The 19,334-nt window shown below is 69.3% G+C and carries 20 protein-coding genes and 1 pseudogene; 7 read left to right on the top strand and 14 right to left on the bottom strand.

Annotated elements, in window-relative coordinates:
• Positions 1–68 precede the first annotated feature (68 nt).
• Together FHS37_RS40210 and FHS37_RS33480 are read right to left on the bottom strand one after the other, a co-directional pair.
• Positions 69–1,751: an SsgA family sporulation/cell division regulator gene (locus FHS37_RS40210; protein ID WP_229890234.1), complete on the bottom strand. Its 1,683-nt coding sequence runs from the start codon at positions 1,749–1,751 to the stop codon at positions 69–71.
• Positions 1,748–2,608 carry an RNA polymerase sigma factor gene (locus FHS37_RS33480; protein WP_229890235.1) on the bottom strand — a complete coding sequence of 287 codons (861 nt, stop codon included), beginning with the start codon at positions 2,606–2,608 and terminating at the stop codon, positions 1,748–1,750. The genes FHS37_RS40210 and FHS37_RS33480 overlap by 4 nt, the downstream gene beginning before the upstream one ends.
• Positions 2,609–2,830: 222 nt before the next feature.
• Here FHS37_RS33480 and FHS37_RS33475 point away from each other — a divergent pair, with 222 nt between their 5' ends.
• Together FHS37_RS33475 and FHS37_RS33470 are read left to right on the top strand one after the other, a co-directional pair.
• A complete protein-coding gene (locus FHS37_RS33475) occupies positions 2,831–3,019 on the top strand; it encodes a hypothetical protein (RefSeq protein ID WP_229890236.1) in 189 nt (62 codons plus the stop codon).
• 494 nt (positions 3,020–3,513) lie between these two features.
• Positions 3,514–4,320 carry an IS5 family transposase gene (locus FHS37_RS33470; protein WP_184828202.1) on the top strand — a complete coding sequence of 269 codons (807 nt, stop codon included), beginning with the start codon at positions 3,514–3,516 and terminating at the stop codon, positions 4,318–4,320.
• Here FHS37_RS33470 and FHS37_RS33465 read toward each other — a convergent pair.
• The 3 genes from FHS37_RS33465 to FHS37_RS33455 all read right to left on the bottom strand — a co-directional run bounded on the left by FHS37_RS33465 (position 4,262) and on the right by FHS37_RS33455 (position 6,458).
• Positions 4,262–4,762 carry a hypothetical protein gene (locus FHS37_RS33465; protein WP_184828200.1) on the bottom strand — a complete coding sequence of 167 codons (501 nt, stop codon included), beginning with the start codon at positions 4,760–4,762 and terminating at the stop codon, positions 4,262–4,264. The genes FHS37_RS33470 and FHS37_RS33465 overlap by 59 nt on opposite strands.
• A gap of 386 nt (positions 4,763–5,148) precedes the next feature.
• On the bottom strand, positions 5,149–5,868 hold the full coding sequence (locus FHS37_RS33460) for a cysteine hydrolase family protein (RefSeq protein ID WP_184828198.1): 720 nt from the start codon (positions 5,866–5,868) through the stop codon (positions 5,149–5,151).
• Positions 5,868–6,458 (bottom strand): cysteine hydrolase family protein, encoded by a 591-nt coding sequence (locus tag FHS37_RS33455; protein WP_184828196.1) that lies wholly within the window; start codon positions 6,456–6,458, stop codon positions 5,868–5,870. The genes FHS37_RS33460 and FHS37_RS33455 overlap by 1 nt, the downstream gene beginning before the upstream one ends.
• A gap of 158 nt (positions 6,459–6,616) precedes the next feature.
• Here FHS37_RS33455 and FHS37_RS33450 point away from each other — a divergent pair, with 158 nt between their 5' ends.
• Entirely contained in the window at positions 6,617–7,624 is a 1,008-nt protein-coding gene (locus FHS37_RS33450) for a GlxA family transcriptional regulator (protein ID WP_184828194.1), read from the top strand.
• Positions 7,625–7,766: 142 nt separating this feature from the next.
• Here FHS37_RS33450 and FHS37_RS33445 read toward each other — a convergent pair whose 3' ends face one another.
• The 3 genes from FHS37_RS33445 to FHS37_RS33435 form a co-directional block, all read right to left on the bottom strand.
• The gene (locus FHS37_RS33445) at positions 7,767–7,913 is read right to left on the bottom strand and encodes a hypothetical protein (protein WP_184828302.1); all 147 of its coding nucleotides are present in this window, start codon (positions 7,911–7,913) and stop codon (positions 7,767–7,769) included.
• A 232-nt stretch (positions 7,914–8,145) separates the two neighbouring features.
• The gene (locus tag FHS37_RS33440) at positions 8,146–8,757 is read right to left on the bottom strand and encodes a hypothetical protein (RefSeq protein WP_184828192.1); all 612 of its coding nucleotides are present in this window, start codon (positions 8,755–8,757) and stop codon (positions 8,146–8,148) included.
• A gap of 72 nt (positions 8,758–8,829) precedes the next feature.
• Complete coding sequence (locus FHS37_RS33435; protein ID WP_184828190.1) at positions 8,830–9,750, bottom strand: hypothetical protein; 921 nt, start codon at positions 9,748–9,750, stop codon at positions 8,830–8,832.
• Positions 9,751–10,164: 414 nt separating this feature from the next.
• Between FHS37_RS33435 and FHS37_RS33430 the strand changes: the two are divergent.
• Positions 10,165–10,758, top strand: a pseudogene (locus tag FHS37_RS33430) (IS701 family transposase); the annotation flags it as partial.
• A 201-nt stretch (positions 10,759–10,959) separates the two neighbouring features.
• On the opposite strand, the gene FHS37_RS33425 reads toward FHS37_RS33430, so the two are convergent.
• Positions 10,960–11,301, bottom strand: coding sequence for a hypothetical protein (locus tag FHS37_RS33425; protein WP_184828186.1), 342 nt, complete (start codon positions 11,299–11,301; stop codon positions 10,960–10,962).
• Positions 11,302–12,044: 743 nt separating this feature from the next.
• Between FHS37_RS33425 and FHS37_RS33420 the strand changes: the two genes are divergently transcribed.
• On the top strand, positions 12,045–12,389 hold the full coding sequence (locus FHS37_RS33420; protein ID WP_184828184.1) for an ANTAR domain-containing protein: 345 nt from the start codon (positions 12,045–12,047) through the stop codon (positions 12,387–12,389).
• Positions 12,390–12,663: 274 nt separating this feature from the next.
• Here the strand turns inward: FHS37_RS33420 and FHS37_RS33415 are convergent, their stop codons facing one another.
• The 4 genes from FHS37_RS33415 to FHS37_RS33400 form a co-directional block, all read right to left on the bottom strand.
• On the bottom strand, positions 12,664–12,867 hold the full coding sequence (locus tag FHS37_RS33415; protein ID WP_046583865.1) for a cold-shock protein: 204 nt from the start codon (positions 12,865–12,867) through the stop codon (positions 12,664–12,666).
• A gap of 1,205 nt (positions 12,868–14,072) precedes the next feature.
• On the bottom strand, positions 14,073–14,399 hold the full coding sequence (locus tag FHS37_RS41215; protein ID WP_184828182.1) for an SPW repeat domain-containing protein: 327 nt from the start codon (positions 14,397–14,399) through the stop codon (positions 14,073–14,075).
• 308 nt (positions 14,400–14,707) lie between these two features.
• On the bottom strand, positions 14,708–15,751 hold the full coding sequence (locus tag FHS37_RS33405; RefSeq protein WP_184828180.1) for a cytochrome d ubiquinol oxidase subunit II: 1,044 nt from the start codon (positions 15,749–15,751) through the stop codon (positions 14,708–14,710).
• Positions 15,748–17,097: a cytochrome ubiquinol oxidase subunit I gene (locus tag FHS37_RS33400; protein WP_230534912.1), complete on the bottom strand. Its 1,350-nt coding sequence runs from the start codon at positions 17,095–17,097 to the stop codon at positions 15,748–15,750. Before FHS37_RS33400 ends, FHS37_RS33405 begins: the two co-directional genes overlap by 4 nt.
• Positions 17,098–17,495: 398 nt before the next feature.
• Here FHS37_RS33400 and FHS37_RS33395 point away from each other — a divergent pair, with 398 nt between their 5' ends.
• Entirely contained in the window at positions 17,496–17,891 is a 396-nt protein-coding gene (locus FHS37_RS33395) for an ANTAR domain-containing protein (protein WP_184828177.1), read from the top strand.
• Here the strand turns inward: FHS37_RS33395 and FHS37_RS33390 are convergent.
• Positions 17,869–18,297 carry an ATP-binding protein gene (locus FHS37_RS33390; protein WP_184828175.1) on the bottom strand — a complete coding sequence of 143 codons (429 nt, stop codon included), beginning with the start codon at positions 18,295–18,297 and terminating at the stop codon, positions 17,869–17,871. The two genes, FHS37_RS33395 and FHS37_RS33390, sit on opposite strands and share 23 nt — an antisense overlap.
• Before the next feature lie 345 nt (positions 18,298–18,642).
• Here FHS37_RS33390 and FHS37_RS40915 point away from each other — a divergent pair, with 345 nt between their 5' ends.
• The gene (locus FHS37_RS40915; protein ID WP_311136975.1) at positions 18,643–19,296 is read left to right on the top strand and encodes an STAS domain-containing protein; all 654 of its coding nucleotides are present in this window, start codon (positions 18,643–18,645) and stop codon (positions 19,294–19,296) included.
• The last annotated feature ends 38 nt before the right edge of the window (positions 19,297–19,334 follow it).

Below are 19,334 nucleotides of genomic sequence, written 5' to 3'. Positions count from 1 at the left end.
ACCCGGCACTAAAGGGGTAGGCGCGGGTTGGTTGCGCAGGGTCTTGGCGTTGTACCTGACTGTGGAGGCTAGTCATTGAAACCCGGGCAGGTGAGCTCGCCCAGCTTCCTTTCGAGCCTGTCCAGTGCGCTGCCGAACCGCTCGCATTCGGTGCCGACCGCGACAAGAAGTAGTGTCTTGTCCAGGTACTTTTTCAGTTGGGTGCGCGAGGCAGAGAGCAGAGCCGTTCCCTCTGGGGAGCTCAGCCGGATGAGGGTACGCCGCTCCTCGTGTTTTCCCCGCAGGGCCGGAGGGCTCCACACCGTTACATCTCCTTCTCCCGCGTGGTATTCCAGGCCCTCGAGGAGCAAATCACGCGCGAAGCTCCATGTAATCTCGTTTCCTGGATCATCCGGGTGGAATACGGCTTCCACGGCGTAGGGATCGGCAGACCGGTAGGTGAGCCGGACCGGCACCTGAACTCCGCCACCGCTTTCCTGGTGCATTGTCATCTTCAGGACTGCGTGCTCGGTCGTCCCCTCTTCCCCGTGCTCGGTCCACATCCGCAGTGCGGGCCTTGCCACCGCATCGGGTTCGCACCGCTGTGGTGCAGGCCAGCCGCTCCCAAAGATGTAGCTCTCGAAAAGCAGCGACCCTGATACGGCAGGAATCCTGTGGACACTGTGGTCCTCTACCGGGCACCAGCGGGCATACAGGTGACTACTGAAAAACATGCCCTCGGTCGCCATCAGCCCACAGGCAGCCGACAAGGGCATCGGGCTGCACCAATGACTCAAGAGCCTGTCGGCATGGGACCGCAGCGATACCACAGGCTGCTTGTGGAGTGTACGAAGCTCCAGTGCTCCCGTAAGGACACCGGTGCATTGTGTGGCCAGCACAAGGCTCGATCGCGGCACGAACAAATGCCTGCACCATGGTCCTGTCCACATTAGCCGTCCCTGACTGTGGCGTGCCGGTCCCGGGCTGAAACCAGGCAGGGGCACCTTTGCCTGCCGGAGTCCTCGCCAGAATTCGGGCCTCGGCGAGGCAGCGCATCCAGGGATCGTTTCCCAGAGGGTCAGCAGTTCGGTCATTCGTGCAGGCCGGACGCTGCACTGCGGTGCAGGGACTTGGAGGAACGGCAAGTCGTCCAGCACGTACAGCGGCAGTTGTGCGCGGGGGGAAGTACTGATGCAGCTGGGGTGCGGAAGCGTGGTCGTCAGGTCGTCCTGGGGCATGCCGCGGCCCACGTACCAGGCAGCAGGCGCTCTGCCGCCCGTCACAGAGCTAGTCTGCGGCTCCCAGATGAAGTGGTCTCGCTTTGGCAGTGCCCGCTGCAGCAGTCTCTGCGGCTGTGTCGGTGCTTTCACAGACCATGCCGCACGGTCCTCATCGGCGAGGTTGCACAGCCAGTGCAGTGCGCTGGCGGTCTTGCCCGATCCCAGGGTGCACCACAGGACCAGCAGCGGGGGTTCCCGTCGCAGTCTGCTCAGGGCGTCGTCGAAGTGGGTCCGGGATGCATCGAGCTGGAGGAGCAGGCTGCTGCGGGAGGCACCCGGGGCGCAGTCGGTCTCCTTCTGTGCGGCCGGTTCCGTTTCGTGCCGGGCAGGGCGGGCCGCCGCCTGGGACAGGCGGCGGTGCATGTCGGCGGGGATGGGGGCGTCCTCGGCGAGAACGTGGGGGGCGCCCAGGCTGGAGGCGTTGAGCAGGGCGTCGAAGTCGTCGTCTTCGGTCTCAGCGAAGTTGTCCTCGGCTTCCTTTCGGACGATCATCGTGCTCCCCCTTCCCCGAGTTCGGGCTGACGCAGGTGGGTGTCGCGGATTCTTGCGCGGGCGCGGCTGGTGCGGCGTTCCAGGGCTTTGTCCGTCAGACCGACCCGCTGGGCGGCTTCGGCCTGGGTGTATCCCATGGCTCGCCAGCCCAGTGCTTCGCGCAGTTGCGGGTCGGTGATGTGGGGCAGGATTCGCGAGAGTTCGTCGTGGGTGGCTGCGGCGTAGTAGGGGTCGGTTACCCGCTGGTCGGGGATCTCGCGCTGCGGCTCGTCGTTGTTCCCGTAGCCGGGGCTTGTGTTCAGCTCAGCTTGCCCTGTCTGCTGGCTGCGGAACCATGCCATATAGGTCGGGCGGAAGGCGCGGATGGTGGCGCCGACGAAGTAGGTGGTGAGGCTGGCGCCGCCTTGAGGGCTCCACTTGCCTTGGACTAATCCGCGGTCGCGGAAGAGTTCCATGCCTTTGATGACGGAGTCGGTGGCTACCTGGTGGCGGTCGTCCCGGCTCCACGTGATGGTGATCTTGTCGGCGGGGACGGGGCGGCCTGCCAGGCGTGAGCGGCGGAAAATCTCCCCGGTGCCGGTCCACTTGACCATGGTGCGCCAGCCGTAGCTCCACCAGCCGGCGGCGGCCTTTTCGTAGCGGGGGCCCTTGAATCCGTCGCGGCGCAGGATCTCTATGAGCCGCTGGTCGGCTTCCAGTCGTGCCGCCTGAGCCCGGACGTTTTCCCGTACGCCCGCGCTCAGGGCCAGGTCGGCCTCCAGTCTCAGCAGGCTGCTGGGACTGAGCTCCGCCTGCTCCAGCTGGTCGGCATGTACCTGACCGTCGGGAGCGAACTCCTCCCTGAATTCGTCCGGCACATTCGCTCCCTCACATCTCTACGGCCCCTGCGGGCCCACGGACCTGACGCTTAGGTCCTAGACGGGCGCCGGACGCCTCCCCCCGGCTCCGGGTGAAGATTTTCCCTCCATCGCGCTGTGATCCATGTCACGCGGGGGGAAACGCGTGCGCGGCCGCTACAGCATCAACGACTGCGCCGCCCCTCGCATGGGCGGCTTCCTCTTCGCTTTCGGGAGCTGACGTTGAACAACCAGGGCCCTCAGCCGCTGCTCGGCCTGCGGACCGCGATCATCCTGCTGCTGGGCGTCCTCACCGCCCTGAGCGCAGGCACGCTGACCGTGCTGGCCGGCGGTGCCGTCGCCAGCGGCATCCTCGCCGGCGGCACTGCCTTCGCAGCCGCGGTGCTCTTCTTCCACACGATCATCGCCTGATTCCGGCAGGCGGTCAGAGCCGGTTCCAGCGCAGCGGCTCGCTGGTCCCCACGAGCACTGCTGCGACGAGTTCCGGCGCCTCATCGGAGGATGAGGTGATCCGGCCGGGTCCACGACAGATCCGGTTCGGCCCACCAGACATCGCCGCCGAGGACATCCTCCTCATGTCCCAGGTCGGTAGGGGCGGGCCGGAAAACAGGGGCAAGGTTGATGCCGAGTGCGGTAACTGGCTGTTCTCTATCCGTTCGCGGAGTCGATCAGGTTCGAACGGGGCCCTGGTTCGGGTGAGTCGGCCGGCGCGGGTGCATGGAAGAAGGGCCTCTTGGTAGCTCGCGGTTGTCGAGTCCAGCGAGAAGCAAGAGGCCCTGGTGTCGAAGTGTCGCGTGGTCGTGGTCGCCGGGTCCAGTCCGTCCACTCCTGGGTGTGACTGTCTCGCCCATCAGTTCGGAAACGCGGCCGACCGGCCGGAGCGCCGGCCCCGGTACGCCTCGGACATGAGCGATGCGGAGTGGGCCCTGGTGCGGGATCTGCTGCCGGTGCCGTCGTGGATGGCGGGCCGGGGCGGCCGGCCGGAGGGCTACTGCCACCGGCAGATGGTCGACGCGGTGCGCTCTCTCGTCGACAACGGCATCAAGTGGCGGGCGATGTCGTGCGACTTCCCGCCCTGGCCGCGGGTGTATGCCTTCTTCGCCCGCTGGCGGGACCTCGGTCTGGTGGCCGAGCTGCACGACCGGCTGCGCGGGGCCGTCCGCCGCTCGGAGGGCCGCAAGGAGGAACCGAGGGCGGGCGTGGTGGACCCGCAGTCGGTGAAGGCGGACGCCACCGTCGCCCACGCCTCGCGGGGGTTCGACGCCGGGAAGAGGATCAACGGGCGCAAGCGGCACCTGCTCACCGACGCCCTCGGCCTGCTGCTCGCGGGGCGGGTCACGCCGGCCTCCACGACCGACCGGGACGCCGCCCGCCTCCTGCTGCCTGCGGCGAAGAGCCACTTCCGGCGGCTGGCGCGGATCTGGGCCGACGGCGGCTACACCGGCCACCTCACCGACTGGACCGACCAGCACCTCGGGGTCGTGCTGGACATCGTCCGCCGCAGCGACGACGTCCGGGGTTTCCAGGTCCTGCCCCGCCGCTGGGTCGTGGAAAGATCCTTCGCCTGGCTCCTGCGCAGCCGGCGCCTGGTCCGTGACTACGAGCGGCGCACCGACACCAGCGAGGCCGTCGTCCTGTGGTCGATGACCATGCTCATGAGCCGCCGCCTGGCCGCCCGGCCCCAGGACCCTGTCCCGGTGCGGGCAGCGTGAACCTGCCCGGTTTCTCCTCGACCAGCCAGCCCCGCTCCACCAGCCGCTTCGGCCGTGCCCGTGCCCCTTCGACACGGGAGGCGGACGCGCTGTCCCAGCCCAGCACCACCGCCGCCCGCCGGGCGCCGAGCCCTCCGGGCCCCGCCTCCACGGCGGCAGCCATCAACGCCTGGTAGTCCACCGACAACACCTCGGCTCCGGGCGCGTCCTGGCGGTGGGGCACCGCCCGGCGCGGAACCACCGGCTTCCGCTGCGACACGACGGCCTCGGCGGGTGCATCCGCCTCGGCCAGCGCCTCCAGATACTGCTCCAGGCCGATCACCCGGCGCCTGAGCACCTCTTCCGCATCCGCCAGAGCCGCCCGCACCCGCTCCAGCTCGGCTTCGAGTTCCTCCGCCCGCACCGCCGCGGCCTTCCGCCGCGCTTCCAGAACCGCTCGCATCGACGGCATCGCCACCCCCACGACGTCTCGGCCAGCAACGGACCGAGACTTCCGCGACAGCCCTCAGCTCATGCCGGACCAGCGGAAACCGCACGTGAGGTTCGGAAAGAGAACGACCTCTTATCACGTCGCGGGCCGCCTTCTCGTCGGTCGCGGTGATTCCCGCGGTGGCCGCCGAGGCGGTGGAGGCCGATTGGCCGGTGAACAGCGTTGCCGCCCCGACGGCCGACGCGGTACCCAGAAATCCTCCACGTGTTGTCATGCCCCGCCTTTCCTGCTTCGTTGAGTGAAAGTGCCTTTTGGCGATGTGGGGGACAGCGTGGGGGGGCAGGGTGGGGGTGGGACAGAGCCTGAGGCCAGGCCAGGTCAGGCCAGGCCAGGCCAAATCAGGTCAGGGACTTCTGCGACGGCACGACGACTCCGTACAGGTCCTGGACCGTGGCGAGAGCCGCCTCGTGGACCTGCTGTGCCGGAATGCCGTTCGGGTTGCCCTTCAGGGGCAGCGGCCGGGTCGCGGAGGCGTCGGCGACCACGGTCGGCGCGTTGCCGTTGAGGAATGCTCCTTGGGTGGTGAACAGGGTGCACATGTTCGTCATGAAGCCGGCGATGATGACGTTCTTGTGGCCGGCCTTCTCGACCTGCTCGGCGAGGTCCGTGCCGTGGAATCCGTTGGGGACGCTCTTCTCGACGACGGGCTCGCCCTTGGCCGGCTTGAGCGCCGGGATGATCTGGCCCGCCTTCGACTTCAGGTCGTAGCCCTTGTCGACGATGTGGATGACCGGCGTGCCCGCCTCGCGGGCCCGCTTCAGCAGGGCCTCGGCGTTGTCCACCGCCGGCTTCCAGCCGTCGAGTTCCATCACGCCGGACGTGTAGGTGTTCTGGTAGTCGACGAGGATGAGCGTCGCGTCGGAGAGCGTCGCCGGGGTCTCGCCGAGGTCGTTCAGCTCGCGCAGGGTCGTCGTGTCCTTCGCGACGTTCGTCGCGGTGGTGGCGGCGGCCGACGGCTCGTCCTTGGCGGTGGCGGCCTCGGAGTCACCGCCGCACCCGGTGGCGGTGACCGAGAGGACGGCGGCGGTGAGCGCGACGGCCGGGCGGGACAGCTTCATCAGGAGATCTCCTTCTGCGACGGAACGACGACCCCGTACAGGTCGGCGATGGTGGCGAGGGCACCGCGGTGCACCTGGCCGGCGTCCAGCTCGGTGTCCGCGACCGGCAGCGCACGGGTGGCACAGGCGTCGGCCACGACGGTGGGGCGGTTGCCGCGCAGGAAGGCGCCCTGGGCGGTGAAGGCCACGCACATGTGCGTCATGAACCCGGCGATGACGAGGTCGCCGTTGCCCGCGGCGTCGACGTGCCGGTCGAGGTCCGTGTCGACGAACGCGTTCGGCGCCTTCTTGACGACGACGGGCTCACCGTCGAGCGGTGCAACGCTCGGGTGGATCGCGCCGATTTCGGCCCGGATGTCGTAGGGGGTGCCCTCGCCGCCGTCGTTGACTACGTGGATCACCTTCGCGCCCTCCTGACGGGCCCGCGCCAGGAGCCGGGCGCCGGCATCGAGCGCGTCCTGCCAGCCGTCCAGCTCCATGACGCCGGTCGTGTAGGTGTTCTGGTAGTCGATCAGGACCAGGGTCGAGTCGGCGAGCTTCGCGGGGGTGTCGTCGAGTCCGTTGAGCTGGCGCAAGGTCGTTCTGGGCATGGGAAACCGCCTCATGTGGCTTGCGGGTAAAAGCAGTTCACCGGCTCGGTGACCTGCGCCTACGACGCTACGGGCCACCTGTGGTGTCGGCAATGTCATCTAACATGCAGTTACCGACATGGGTGTCGGTGTGGGTGTTGCCTGGCGTGGGGGGTCCCGTGAGCACTGTCCGACGGCTGATCGTCATCGTCCTCTTCGAGGACGTCGACCTGCTCGACGTCACCGGGCCGCCGGAGGTGTTCTCCCTCGCGCGCCGGGAGACGGACGAGGCTGCGGGCTACGACGTGGTCCTCGCCGCGGAGACCATGGCCCCCGTCACCACCGGCGCCGGGGTCCGGGTCCTGCCCGACACCACCTTCGACGAACTGTCGGTGCGGAGCATCGACACCCTGATCGTGCCCGGCGCCGTCGAAGTGGACGAGCGGCGCCGCGTCCACCCGCTCACCGACCCCGCCGTGGTGGCGCGGGTGGGGCAACTCGCCCGCCGAACGCGCAGGGTGACGTCCGTCTGCGTCGGCGCGCACATCCTGGCCGCCGCCGGACTGCTCGACGGAAAGCGCGCCACCACGCACTGGTCGACGGCGCAGCAGCTCGCCGCCGATCACCCGGCGGTCGAGGTCGACGCCGATCCGATCTTCATCCGCGAGGGAGATGTCTGGACGGGCGCCGGCATCAGCGCCTGCCTCGACCTCTCCCTCGCCCTGATCGCCGACGACCTCGGCGAGGCCGTCGCCCTGCGTGTCGCCCGGCAACTGGTGATGTACCTGAAGCGGCCGAGCGGCCAGAGTCAGTTCAGCGTCCCCCTGGAGCAGGTCTCCACGACCCGCCGCGTCGAGGACCTCCGCCACCACATCATGCGCAACCTCGCCGAACCGCTCACCGTCGCCGACCTTGCCGTGCACGCCCACGTCAGCGACCGGCAGCTCACCCGGATCTTCAAGAACGAACTCGGCACGACCCCGCACGCCTACATCGAGTCGGTCCGCGTCGAGGCGGCGCGCCACCAGCTGGAGTCCACCGACGCCACCCTCGAACGGATCGCGTCCGCCTGCGGATTCGGCACCGTCGACACCCTGGTCAGAGCCTTCCGCCGCCGCCTCGACACGACCCCGACGGAATACCGGCGCCGCTTCCGAACCGGCACGGTCACCGGCACGCACGGCTGACGCGGACCCCGCGCGAGCGGGCCGTCACCGTCCCGCGACGATCCGGTGCCAGCGCCTTGTCCCAGGCATTCCGACTCCAGGACCTTCCGTAGGGTCGAGGACGAGGTCTGTCAAACGAGCGGTGTAACCAGGGTGGTTGGGGTTACTGACGGGCTGCGGAGAGTCGGCCGTCGAAGGTGATGTCGAGCAGCAGGCCATCCAGCGGGCAGCCGACCAGTTCGGCGTAGCGCCGGTCAGGCCGCGGGGCCAGCTGGTCGTGGTCGGCGCCGTAGACCCGGCGGCGCAGCAACTGCTCGTCATCGTTTCAACGGCTATGACTCCTCTTCCATGTCTTCGCTTAGATGGTTCATGGCGAAGGGGATCTCTTCGGGGTGAGTAGCTGTACGGGCTAGTGCCCAGGCGGTGCGTGCGTCCATGCCGGGTCCGTATGCGACTGCCAGACGTCGGGACGCCATGTGGTCAGCGGTGCCAGCAGCCATCGGTTCAGCGGGAATTTGACGCGCTGGTGTCCTGTGGAGGCTTCATGACCGGGATTCACCTGTGCCTCCGACAGCGCTGGTGTCCGGGAGGGAGCCGGCTGTTTCTTTGAGCGGGCAGTGGGGTTCGGAGCACTGGGTGTGGCTGCAGGCTCGCAGGTCGGCCAGGGCGAGGCGCGCTTCGATCAGGGCGTGGTCGTCTTGGTCCGGACTTCCGTACAGGAAGCGGGACATGGCGTCGAGGGGTGTGTGGGCGTTGCGTACGTCGGTGAGGATGCCGAAGGTGGCGGTGCGGTCCAGTCGGCCCTCGTGAGCGGCTCGGGCCCAGCCAAGGAGGACCTGGTGTGCGTCGTCGCGTACGTCTGGCTGTCGCAGTGTCTGCATCCAGCCGTTGATCAGGAAGTCACGGACGGCTGGGGCAGCTTGTGCTGCGCTCACCAAGGTGTCCAGGACGCCGTATGTGGGATCGGTGAGCGCTGAAAAGGCCCGAGGGCCGGCGAGGTGGGTCTGGTACTTCTCAAACCAGGTCTCGACCGTCTCAACGATTCGTTGGAACCCTTCGGTGCTCGCGGCCGCGTGGGCCGTCAGGGCGGTCGCTGCGATGCGAGTTGCTTCGTCGTCGACGGCCAGGATATGGCGTAGCCGGACGAGAGCCATGTGCGGCCATCGCATGCCGTACCGGCCGCTGCATGCCCAGGCGACAACCTTTCGCCGATGCGCGTCAGGCTTTTACGCCCAGTCCAGCAGTTGTTTGTGGGCATCCCGCGCGAGTTCTTCCGTCTCCGTAGCTTGGGTGATCAGTGCGGTGACGATACGGAGGTATTGCTCGTCGGGGGAGGTGGTGGCCCAGGTGTCGAGGAGGGTGAAGAAGGGAGATTCGACCTCTGTGATGGACAGCTCCAGCAGACGGGATCCGATCTGCTCCGTCCATGCTCTGGCGACGCCGTCGGGGGCGGTGATGCGGGTGAGCCACTCCGTGGTTGCGTCTCGTTCGTCGGCCCAGTGGTGCCAGTCCATGCGGATGGCGGAGCGGGCGAGGCCCGGGCGGCGGTGGAATGCGGCTGTGTCGCCGGAAGTGATGCCGACACCGACGTCTCTCAGCCGACGTCGAGGGCTGCGGCCTTCCCGGTACCGGCGTGCGCCTGCCTCGTCGCGGGCGCCGAACTCGGTGGCTGCCTTGATGCATCGTTCGATAGGGGCGCCCTCGAGGTAGGCGGCGGCGAGCAGCATCACTCGGTCCTGGCCGCGGGTGCCGGTGCCGGTGCCGGTGCCGGTGCCGGTGCCGGTGAGCGTCTGCTCCAGGAAGTTGGTCCATAGCAGGACCTCTTCCCGGATACGGCGAAGCTCGCTGATTCCCTGTTCGTGCTCCGGTGAAGAGGGTGTGTCTCTGCGTTCGACCGCTTTGGCCAGCCGTTCAGGATCGATGCCGCGCAGGCGTTTGGCGATTGCGACAGCATCATCCGGGCTGACACTGCGGGTGACGAGGTCAGACAGGACGCCGGCGGTCCGGTCGGGGGCTGTTTGACGGAGCAGCCCGCGTGTCCCAGTGCGCTGGGCATCCTGCTGCAGCCACCCGGCCTGCGCGTGGCTGCCCCAGCGCGCAAGGTGGTTCCGGGCGACCTGGACGGCGTCGGGGCGTACCGCCTCCATCTCGTAGCGGCTGTCACCCCGCCAATCCCGCTGGTTGCTGGTGATGACCAGGCAACTGCCCGCGTCGTGGAGCTCTTCTGCCCAAGTAATGAGGGCGTGGGCGGCGTTTTCGGGAAAAAGCGCGAGGTCGCGTCGATCAGGTAGCCGTGCCCGGTGATGGGCTCGGGTAGGACTTCCCGTTCCGGTGCTTCGTCCTCGTCCCAGTCGTCGCACAGGTGCGGGTGGGGCTCGCGTGGGGCGCCCCACCCGGCGGGCTCGATGGCCTTCCACCGTTCGTCGGTGAACCGGGTGCCGCAGCCGGCGCACACGGGACGGCTGGCCTCTCGCTCGGCCTTGTGCTGTGCGGCGATGCGGCGCAGTTCCTCCTGATGCTCCCGTTGGCGGGCGGCGTACTCGGCCTGCTGGCGGGCGTCGTGGGCTTCGCGGCGCGGGTTGCCGATCGCCTCGAGGAAGTCCCAGCCGGTGCCCCGCTTCGGCCGGATCGACCATCTCTTCAGCCAGGCACCGGATGAGGCACGGGAGCAGCGTTCGTGCGGCGACGGCGCCAAGGGCCCGCGCGTCTATGACTGGGCAGCCGACCAGCTCCCGGTGATCGAGGACTTCGACAGTGAGCGGCCCGCCCATCACCGCTGGGCGCTGGCCCGGCGCAGCATCAGCAGACCCGATCAGGTCGCCTACTCCCTCGCATACGCGCCGGTGGGAGCCGGTGTCGACCAGTTCGTGCGCGTTGCCGGGCGTCGGTGGGCGATCGAGGAATGCTTCCAGGCTGCGAAGAACGAGTGTGGCCTGGACCAGGACGAAGTCCGCCGCCATGTCGGATGGATGAGGCACATCACCCTGGCCATGCTCGCGCATGCCTTTCTCGCGGCCACGGCGGCCCGGGCGGCGGCAAAGGGGGACGCAGAAACGGTTCCGCCATGGTCCCGCTCACCGTGGCAGAAGTCCGTCGGCTGCTGGCGACTGACCCCGCCCACCGGCCCCGCTCGCCCCTTCGCATCCATGCGCTGAGTTGGTCGCGATGGCGGCGAAGGCGTCAGGCCGTGGCCCGGCACTGTCACTACCGACGACGATGTCATTCGTTGGAGAGGCGGTCCGGCAAGACCGCCCCTGACGTACCAGCAGCCAACTACACTCCCGACGATGCCTCTGACCAGGCCAGATAGCGAAACGCTGCTGGAGTACTAGGCGTGTGTCACGGTGAGCAGGCGATCACCCAGGGGACTGACCCGCCAGCAGAACACGGTCCTCGTCGTTGAAACGCTCGACGGCAAGAGCCTGGCCGTCCCAGCGTCCCCAGCGCAGCGGGGAGCCTTCTTGGCCCTCGCCGATGGTCAGCCCCATCTGGCCGGGGTCCGGGTGCGCGACATGGACGGAACCCGCAGCCGCCGTCCCCGTCCGGGCACGTGCAAGTACCGTGCCGTCCGCGTCATGGCTGACCAGCCACTCCTCCGCGCCGCGGCCGCGATCAGGCTCCCCGTGCGCCAGGGGACCGTGGAGGCGGGCCCACACGAAGGCCCCGTCCGCGGAGAAGGCGGCCGAGCCGCTGCTCACATACCGATGGTCATGGTCGCCGCCGTACTCGGCGCGCGAAGACGGCCAGATCACCGGCAGGCGAGACCGCGCACCGGCCCAACCGGCGTGGCCAGGATGCCGGGAAACGGACGGACGAGGTCACGGCCGGCGGCTCGAGCTCCTGCACGATCAGCTCCGTGTCCCCGCGCTGCACGAGCAGCCGCGTTGCGGGCCACCACTCCAGGTACGGGGCGTCGTCGGCTCTCGAGAAAGCAGAGGGGCGGCGATCGTGGTCACGAGTCGAGCAAGCTGCGGCACGAGAGCCCCGAAGGGCGAGGAAATTCTTGTCGGGACCCTATGCCAAGCCGCCGACAGTACCCGTTCGGTGAACGTTTCCTCAGCAACGATCACGGTGTGCGGACCTCGGTGACGGCATTACCGGAGGCAGGCACGTTCATTCATAACCCGTTGAGCACTTCCAGATGCACGCCGACAATGGCGGCCGCCACCGGCATGTCCCAGTCCGCGATCTCGCGAATCTGGCGGGCGGCGGCGCGCCGCGAACCACGGGAGGCAGTCTCAGGTGCGGGCGGTACCGGCATGCCGCGCCCGCCGTGGTGACCCGGACCAGTGGGGTTGGGAAGCGAGCCCCCGCGACATCTTCGGGAACTTCTCCCGGAGGATGTCACGTGGTGACGGGCAGGAATCGGACGGATACTGGCAAGTAGCCGGGGCAGTCGTGCCAGGGTGCCTCTGTCCGCCGCCTTTCCCGGGTGATCACCATGGCCTCCTCCACGCATCCCCACCCGCACCCGGCGCCGGCACCGGTCGCCGAGCCGGCGGCCGAGCTGGACCGGCTGCGCGCGGAGAACAGACAGCTCAGGCAGGCCCTCACCTCGCACGCCGTGGTCGACCAGGCCATCGGCGCGCTGACCGTTCTGGGCCGGGTAGAACCAGGTCAGGGGTTCACGATGCTGCGGGAGATCTCCCAGCACACCAACATCAAACTCTCTGTCGTCGCCGAGCAGATCCTCAAGCACGCCCGGGGCGCGGCACTGCCCGACCTCCTGCTGGGGGAACTGCGCGCGGCCCTGGCCCGTCAAGGCACCGGCCCGTATCCCGGCTGAGGCCGGGGCGGGTTCCCGATGGCTGTCTCTACAGCGGCTGTCGCCCGATGAGGGCGCCGCCGGGGTCGTCGATCAGGGGCGATGCGGGCGGTGATGCGCTTGCCGACCGGCTCGCGCTGGACTTCGAAGCCCTGAGCGACGGCCATTCCGGGCGGGGTGGGCCGGCCCTCGCCTCGCGCGGCGCTGTGCTCGGTGGGGCCGGCCGTGTGCGCACCGCCCAAAGCCGACGGAGGCGGTGGCCGCGGGCCGGAAACGATGCCGGCCCGCGGGGTGGTCAGCCGCGGACGATGTTCTCCGCCTGGGGGCCCTTTTGGCCCTGGGTGACATCGAAGGTGACCGGCTCGCCCTCGATCAGCTCGCGGTAGCCGTTGCCGGAGATGTTGGAGTAGTGGGCGAAGACGTCCGGTCCGCCGCCGTCCTGGGCGATGAAGCCGAAGCCCTTTTCGGAGTTGAACCACTTGACGGTTCCGCTGGCCATGCTGGTACCTCTCGGTCGCTGTCCGGAACCGCACCGCGCGGCCCCGGGAGGTGATCGCCCCGGTCCGGCACAGCAAGAACGCCCACGCGAAAGGGCGCGGGCGGGTACGGCGAACCACGACATCCGCCAGCGACGCTACACGGCGGAACCGGACCGCACCAGAGAGCCACAGCCGCAGGTTGACACTCGGCCTTCCTCGTCAGCGTGTCCGCGAGCTGCTCTCCGGGGCTGAGCGCGTTCCCCGCTGCGGCGGCCGCCTGCTGGGCATCGTCGCTGACCGAGTGTGCGGCCGGCGTGTCCAGGGCGCCACCTTCACCGGTCACGCCCGCCGGCCCAAGGTGCGGGTTTGTGCTTGGCGGGGCGCGTGGCGGGCGGGGTCAGGACGTTCTGACGCAGCAAGCAGCCCCGCCCCGGCCAGGTGGCCGGGGCGGGGCTGTTCAGCATGGTGTGGTCGCGAAGGGCGGTCGCCTACGCGGCGAAAGGCTCTGCAGGGCTTCAGCCGAACGATCGTCCCTGCAGGCAATAGGTGAGGCCCGGGGACACTGTCCCCTCCACGACCACGCCCTCTCCAACCACACCCGCCCGCAGATTGTTCCCCCACCCCCTTTCCTCCACCGCGCCGGAGGAAGTGCGCGCCCGACGGGCACCCTGCGTCCCCTGGCTCGAGGGACCCGGTACGTCACTTGCGGCGGCCACGCCTCCCTGCTGCCCTGGCTGTCCGTGATGGCCGCCTGTCTCACCTTCAGTAGCCGATCCGACGCGATCGGCGTGCTGCCCAGGCGTCTGCGCTCCCTGGCAGCGGCCCCCTTCGTCCCGCTCGCCCGCGCGGTGCTCGGGCGAGCCACCTGGGACACCATCCGAAAGGACACCGGTGGACCTCGGTGACCTGCTGAACCTCGCTCGCGACGCCGCTCGGGCCGGCGCCCGCACCGCCGCCTCATGGCCGGGCCCACCATCAGCGCTCTCCTGCCCCAGGTGCGCGATCTGCGCCGCGGGAATCCTTCCGGTCCAGCAGGCCGGCGGAACAGCCGGTGACCTGACCGGCCCCGTCCCCGGCAACTGGCCCCGAAGCGGCGACGTCCTGGCCGCCCCAGCCGGCCTGTGGAAAACCCTCCAAGCCCTCCTCGCCCCGGTCCTCCTCTCAGACGGCGGCACCTAAAACGAAGCCGGCACCGGCTGTGCGACGGGACCTGAAACCCCACCGCTCACCCCGACGGGCCGGAGCGCCGCAGGGTCGGCATCTGCGCCTCCGCACAGCTTCGCGCCAGTGGTTCTGCGTGACCTGGCCGGGCGGGGGCGGGCTGGACGTGTGGATGGCGGGTCGAGCGAAAACCCGTCCGGTGCCGGGACTGCACCGGCCCCGTTTGATCCGACAGATCCGGCCACTTGCCGGGATAGCGCACGAACCGGGCAAGGGCGGTGAAGCACACGATCATCCCGACGCCCAGTTCGTTGGGGTGTGCGTCCTCGGCAGTGTTCGGGTAGCCCACGATCCACGGGGCAACGAACAGCATCACTGCGCTGAGAAGCATTAGCAGCTCGATGATCTGCTGCCTTTACCCCCGCATCACAGACTGATCGGCAGGATTCCTCTTGGACCGGGCCGTTCCCGGCTTGTGCACTATTGCCGTGTCCCACCTCCGCTATTCGCGGCCGGGTGCCCACCGCCCCGGGCCCAGCGGCATGCCTCTCGGCGCAGTCATGCGAAAGGGCCCTCGGCTATCTCCGGGAAGCTCGGCGCCTCCCGGGCCGCCTGCCCGTGCCCCGAGGCTGGGCGTTTCCCTGGTGCAGTCACAGCTGTCGAAGCGATCCTGCGCTGTACCAGAAGGCGACGTGAGCGTCACTGTCGTTCTGCGGTCCGGGGGCTGGACCGGTTTGGGTGTTCGAGGCCGTGAGGGGGGCGCTGGAACAGCGTGTAGAGGAAGACCAGGGCCGGGATGAGCACGACTGTCCCCACGCACAGGGCGACCAGCAGGGCCAGCAGGGTGGAGTGGCCGGTGGCCGCCTGTTCGACGGTCAGCGACGGCAGGAGGAGGTACGGGTACTGGCCCGCTGCCCAGCCCACCAGGATCGCTGTGACGGCGAGCGCGGAGGTCAGGCGCGCGGCGATGTAGCGGCGGGTCAGCAGCAGCCCCAGCGCGGCCAGCCCGGCGACGACCGACAGCAGCACCGCCGGCAGGCCGCGGCCGGTCAGCCCGTCGAACAGCATGGGGGCGTCCGCCCGCAGCACCGCGATGCCGGCCAGACCCAGCACGCCCGTGACCACGGCGGTCACCAGGGCGCGGCGGCGGAACGCCTCGGCCAGCTCGTGCTCGCCATCGCGCCGGGCGTCGCCGCACAGGAACACCGCGGCCAGGTAGGCGCAGACCAGTACGGCGAGGGTGCCGCCCAGCATTGAGGTCGGGTTGGCCCAGCTGGTCACCACGTCACCGCCGGCGATGCGGGGCGGTACCCGGCCGGAGGCCACTCCGCCGACGACCGCCCCGAAGAAGAAGGGGGTCAGCAGGGAGGAGAGCGCGAACGCCGCCCCGAAGAAGCGGCGCATCTGCAGGGATCCGACGCTCTTGCGGTAGGCGAAGGCCGTGCCGCGGGCGATGATCCCGAAAGCGGCGAGGGTGAGCGGGATGTAGAGGGTGGTGACGGCGGCCGCGAAGCCCTCGGAGAAGCCCGTCCACAGGATCACCAGTACGAAGATCAGCCAGACGTGGTTGGCCTCCCACACCGGTCCGATCGAGTTCTCGACCCGCTCGCGCACGGCACGGCCGCGTTCGGTGCCACCGGCCAGCAGGTCCCAGATGCCTCCGCCGAAGTCGGCACCGCCGAACAGGGCGTAGGCGATCAGGCCGACGAAGGCCACGCCCAGCACTGCGTACGCGAGCGTCATCGCCTGGCTCCTTCTTCCTGCGGCGCGAAGGTGTCACGGCCGCGTGCCAGCCTGCGCAGGACGACCACTGTGAAGAAGGTCAGCAGGCTGTACACGGCGATCACCGCCGCCAGGCCCCAGGCCAGGCCGCCTGCCGGGCTGACAGCCTCCTCGGTGCGCATGAGGCCGTAGACGATCCACGGTTGCCTGCCGACCTCGGTGGTGACCCACCCGGCTTCCATGGCCACGACGGCTGCAGTCCCGGAGACGCCCACGGCACGCAGGAACCAGGCCGTATGGGGGAGCCGTCGTCGCCGCCACCACACCAGGCCGAACCAGACGGCCAGCCCCAGCAGCGCGGTGCCGATGGCGACCATGGCGTTGTACGCGATGTGGACGACATTGACCGGGGGCCTCTGGTCCGATGGCACCTCCTCCAGGCCGGGCACCACGCCGTCGGGATCGTGGTGGATCAGCAGCGACAGTCCGTTGGGGATCTCCAGGGCGTAGCGCAGTTCTTCGTCGACGTAGACTCCGCCGAGCGACAGGTCGGCCCCCGCAGTGGTCTTGTACTGGCCCTCCATCGCGGCCAGCTTGGCGGGCTGATTGTCGGCGACGGTGTTGGCGATCCAGTCCCCCACACCGATCTGGACGGGCGTGATGATCGCGGCGACGGTGAGCGGGATGAGGAGCCCCATCCGGTGGTGGCGGTCGCGCCGGCCGCGGAGCATTCCGACGGCGTACACCGAGGCGATCAGGAAGCCGGTGACCATGAACGCGGCCAGCCACATGTGGGTGAACTGCGGCCATGTGGAGGGTCCGAACATCGCTGCCCAGGGCCTGGCGTCGATCACGTCCCCGTCGGCGTTCAGTCGGAATCCCCTCGGGTTGTTCATCCAGGCGTTCGCCGAGACCACGAAGAACGCGCCCGCGATGCCTGCGACGACCATCGGCAGTGCGCTGAGCATGTGCGCCCGCGGCGACAGGCGGTTCCACCCGAACAAGTACACCCCGACGAAGATCGCCTCAACGAAGAAGGCGAAGCCCTCCAGCACGAACGGAAAGCCGAAGACTTCGCCGAAGCGGTCCATCAGGCCCGGCCACAGGATGCCCATCTCGAACGACAACAGCGTTCCCGACACCGCGCCCGCCGCGAACAGCACGCCCATCGCCTTGGCCCAGGTGTGCGCAAGTCCCGTCAGTGCCGCGTCGCCCCGCCTGTGGCCCAGCCACTCGGTGAACACCACGATCGCGGGGAACGCGATGCCGAAACAGGCGAAGATGATGTGCCAGCCCAAGGTCAGGGCCATCTGGTGGCGCGCGTAGGGCAGATTTCCCACGCCGTCCGCCACCATGAGCTCGAACACGCCTACAGCCCTCCCCACTCAAAGGCATCAACCGCCCGGCAGGTGTCCGCTGAGACGGACATCAACCCATTTTGGCCGCAAACGCCGAGAAACAAACGTCGGCAGCCGTCTGCGGACCGCCTCTCGCGCCTCCACTGACAGCGGTCCACCGGGCGAGCGTCCGCGTAGGTCTGCGAGCACGCCGATCGATTGGCGGCCGGTGCGATCTTCGCGCCGGGCACCGCGCTCTGGTCACTCCAGAAGCTTCCGCCGCCGGCCGGGCCCACACCCGTTCCAGCACACTGCGCTCAGCCTCGCCCTGTGCGCTGTGGCTGCGGGTGTGCTCCTAACCGAGCCGTGCATGCCGGGGCAGTCGTGCCGGGGGGCCTCTGTCCGCCGCCTTTCCCCGGGTGATCGCCATGGCCTCCTCCACGCATCCCCACCCGCACCCGCATCCGGCGCCGGTCGCCGAGCCGGCGGCCGAGACGGAGCGGCTGCGCGCGGAGAAAAGACAGCTCAGGCAGGCCCTCGCCTCGCACGCCGTGGTCGACCAGGCCATCGGCGTTTTGACCGTTCGGGGCCGGATAGAGCCGTACCGGGGGTTCACGGCGCTGCGGGAGATCTCCCAGCACACCAACATCAAACTCCCTGTCGTCGCCGAGCAGATCCTCAAGCACGCCCGGGGCGCGGCACTGCCCGGCCTCCTGCTGAGGGAACTGCACGCGGCCCTGCCCGCCACACCGCCGACCCGCACTCCGACTGACATCAGGGCGGGTGCTCGGTCGGTCGTTTCTACAGCAGCCGTCGCCCGGTGACGGCGCCGCCGGGGTCGTCGATCAGGGCGATGCGGGCGGTGATGCGCTTGTCGGCCGGCTCGCACCGGACTTCGAAATCCTGGGCGACGGCCATGACGATCTCCAGGCCGTGCCGGCCGATCCTGCCCGGGTCGACCGGCACGGCCTGGGGAAGCGTGGGATCGCTGTCCCGCACGCTCACCTCCACGCTGTCGGCGGTGACGCGCAGTTCCATCCGCACCGGGTCGGGGGCGTACTTGCGGGCGTTGGTAACCAGTTCGCTGGCCATCAGCTGGGTAAGGCCCTGTGCGCGGACGGACACGGGCAGCCTGTGGTCGGCGCGGGCCTTCTCGAGGAAGGTGGCGGCATGGTGACGGGCGTCGGCGATGCAGCCGTCGTCCGCGTCCAGCGGATAGCCGACGCGCATCACATGTTCATGCGGCGGCCTGCAGCCGCCCCCGTCCGTTTGGGATCCCACCGGCATCGCCGCTCTCCTCCACCCATCGCCCTGGTGCGGGTATCCCGCGCCGTGGCTGTGCACGCCACAAGGCCCTGGGGTTCGGCACGGCCACTGCAGTACCCCCTCGCTGCACTCAAGGGACAGACTCGTGCACGTACGGCCCCACCCCCCGGGGCGGGCCCGAGTGCACTGGAGGGGGGTGAGGAATCGAGGAGACGGTGGCCGACGCAGCACGCACACACCGGCCGGAGCGGCTCTCCACCGCGCACCGTGAGGCCGACGGCATCCGTGTCGTGACACGTACACGGCGAGATCGACCACAACGTCCAGGGAGCCTTCGGCCAGGCGCTGGCCTTCAACGACACGACGGCGCCGCCGCGGACCGTGGTGGACCTCAGCGGCGTGCCCTTCATGGACTCCAGCGGCGTCAACGTCCTGCTCACCTTCTACCGGGCCACCCACGGCACCCAGGGCTGGCTGCGCATCGCCGGCGCCCGGCCGCCGGTCCTGCGCCTGCTGCAGGTCCTCGGCATCGACGCCGTCATCGCCTGCCGCCCCACCCTCGAGCAGGCCCTGACCAGCTATAACCCCGCACCCCGCACCCCTGCGACACAAGACCACCACTTCTTGCCCGCCCGCCCTCCGGTTACGAGCCGTAAGCGGTGGCTACCTGCCCGGAGCGGGGTCGGGAAGCAGCCCCGCCGGGTCCTCCGAGCACACACCCTCGGAGGACTCGCCACCAGACGGCCACGCCTCCGCACAGACCTGGGCCAGCGCGACCGAGGACACGGCCGGCGCCCCACACACAGGCTGCTCAAGACGAGGCCACAGCTACCCCTTCTGCGCACCGCCCCCGGCCTCGTCACACCGATGACCGGCCTGCTCCAGCACGGCCCCGCCGTACCCGAACACGACGGACCGTTCGACGGCGTGCCCGAGCACCTGCTCGCGCCGCTCCAAGGGTGAGTCAATGATGCACTCCACCACCGGGGCAATGCGCAGAA

The organism is Streptomyces griseomycini, assembly GCF_014203535.1.
Taxonomy (GTDB): Bacteria; Actinomycetota; Actinomycetes; order Streptomycetales; family Streptomycetaceae; genus Streptomyces; species Streptomyces griseomycini.
The sequence above is the reverse complement of the archived record's forward strand: the minus strand, read 5'-3'. Positions and strand labels throughout refer to the sequence as shown.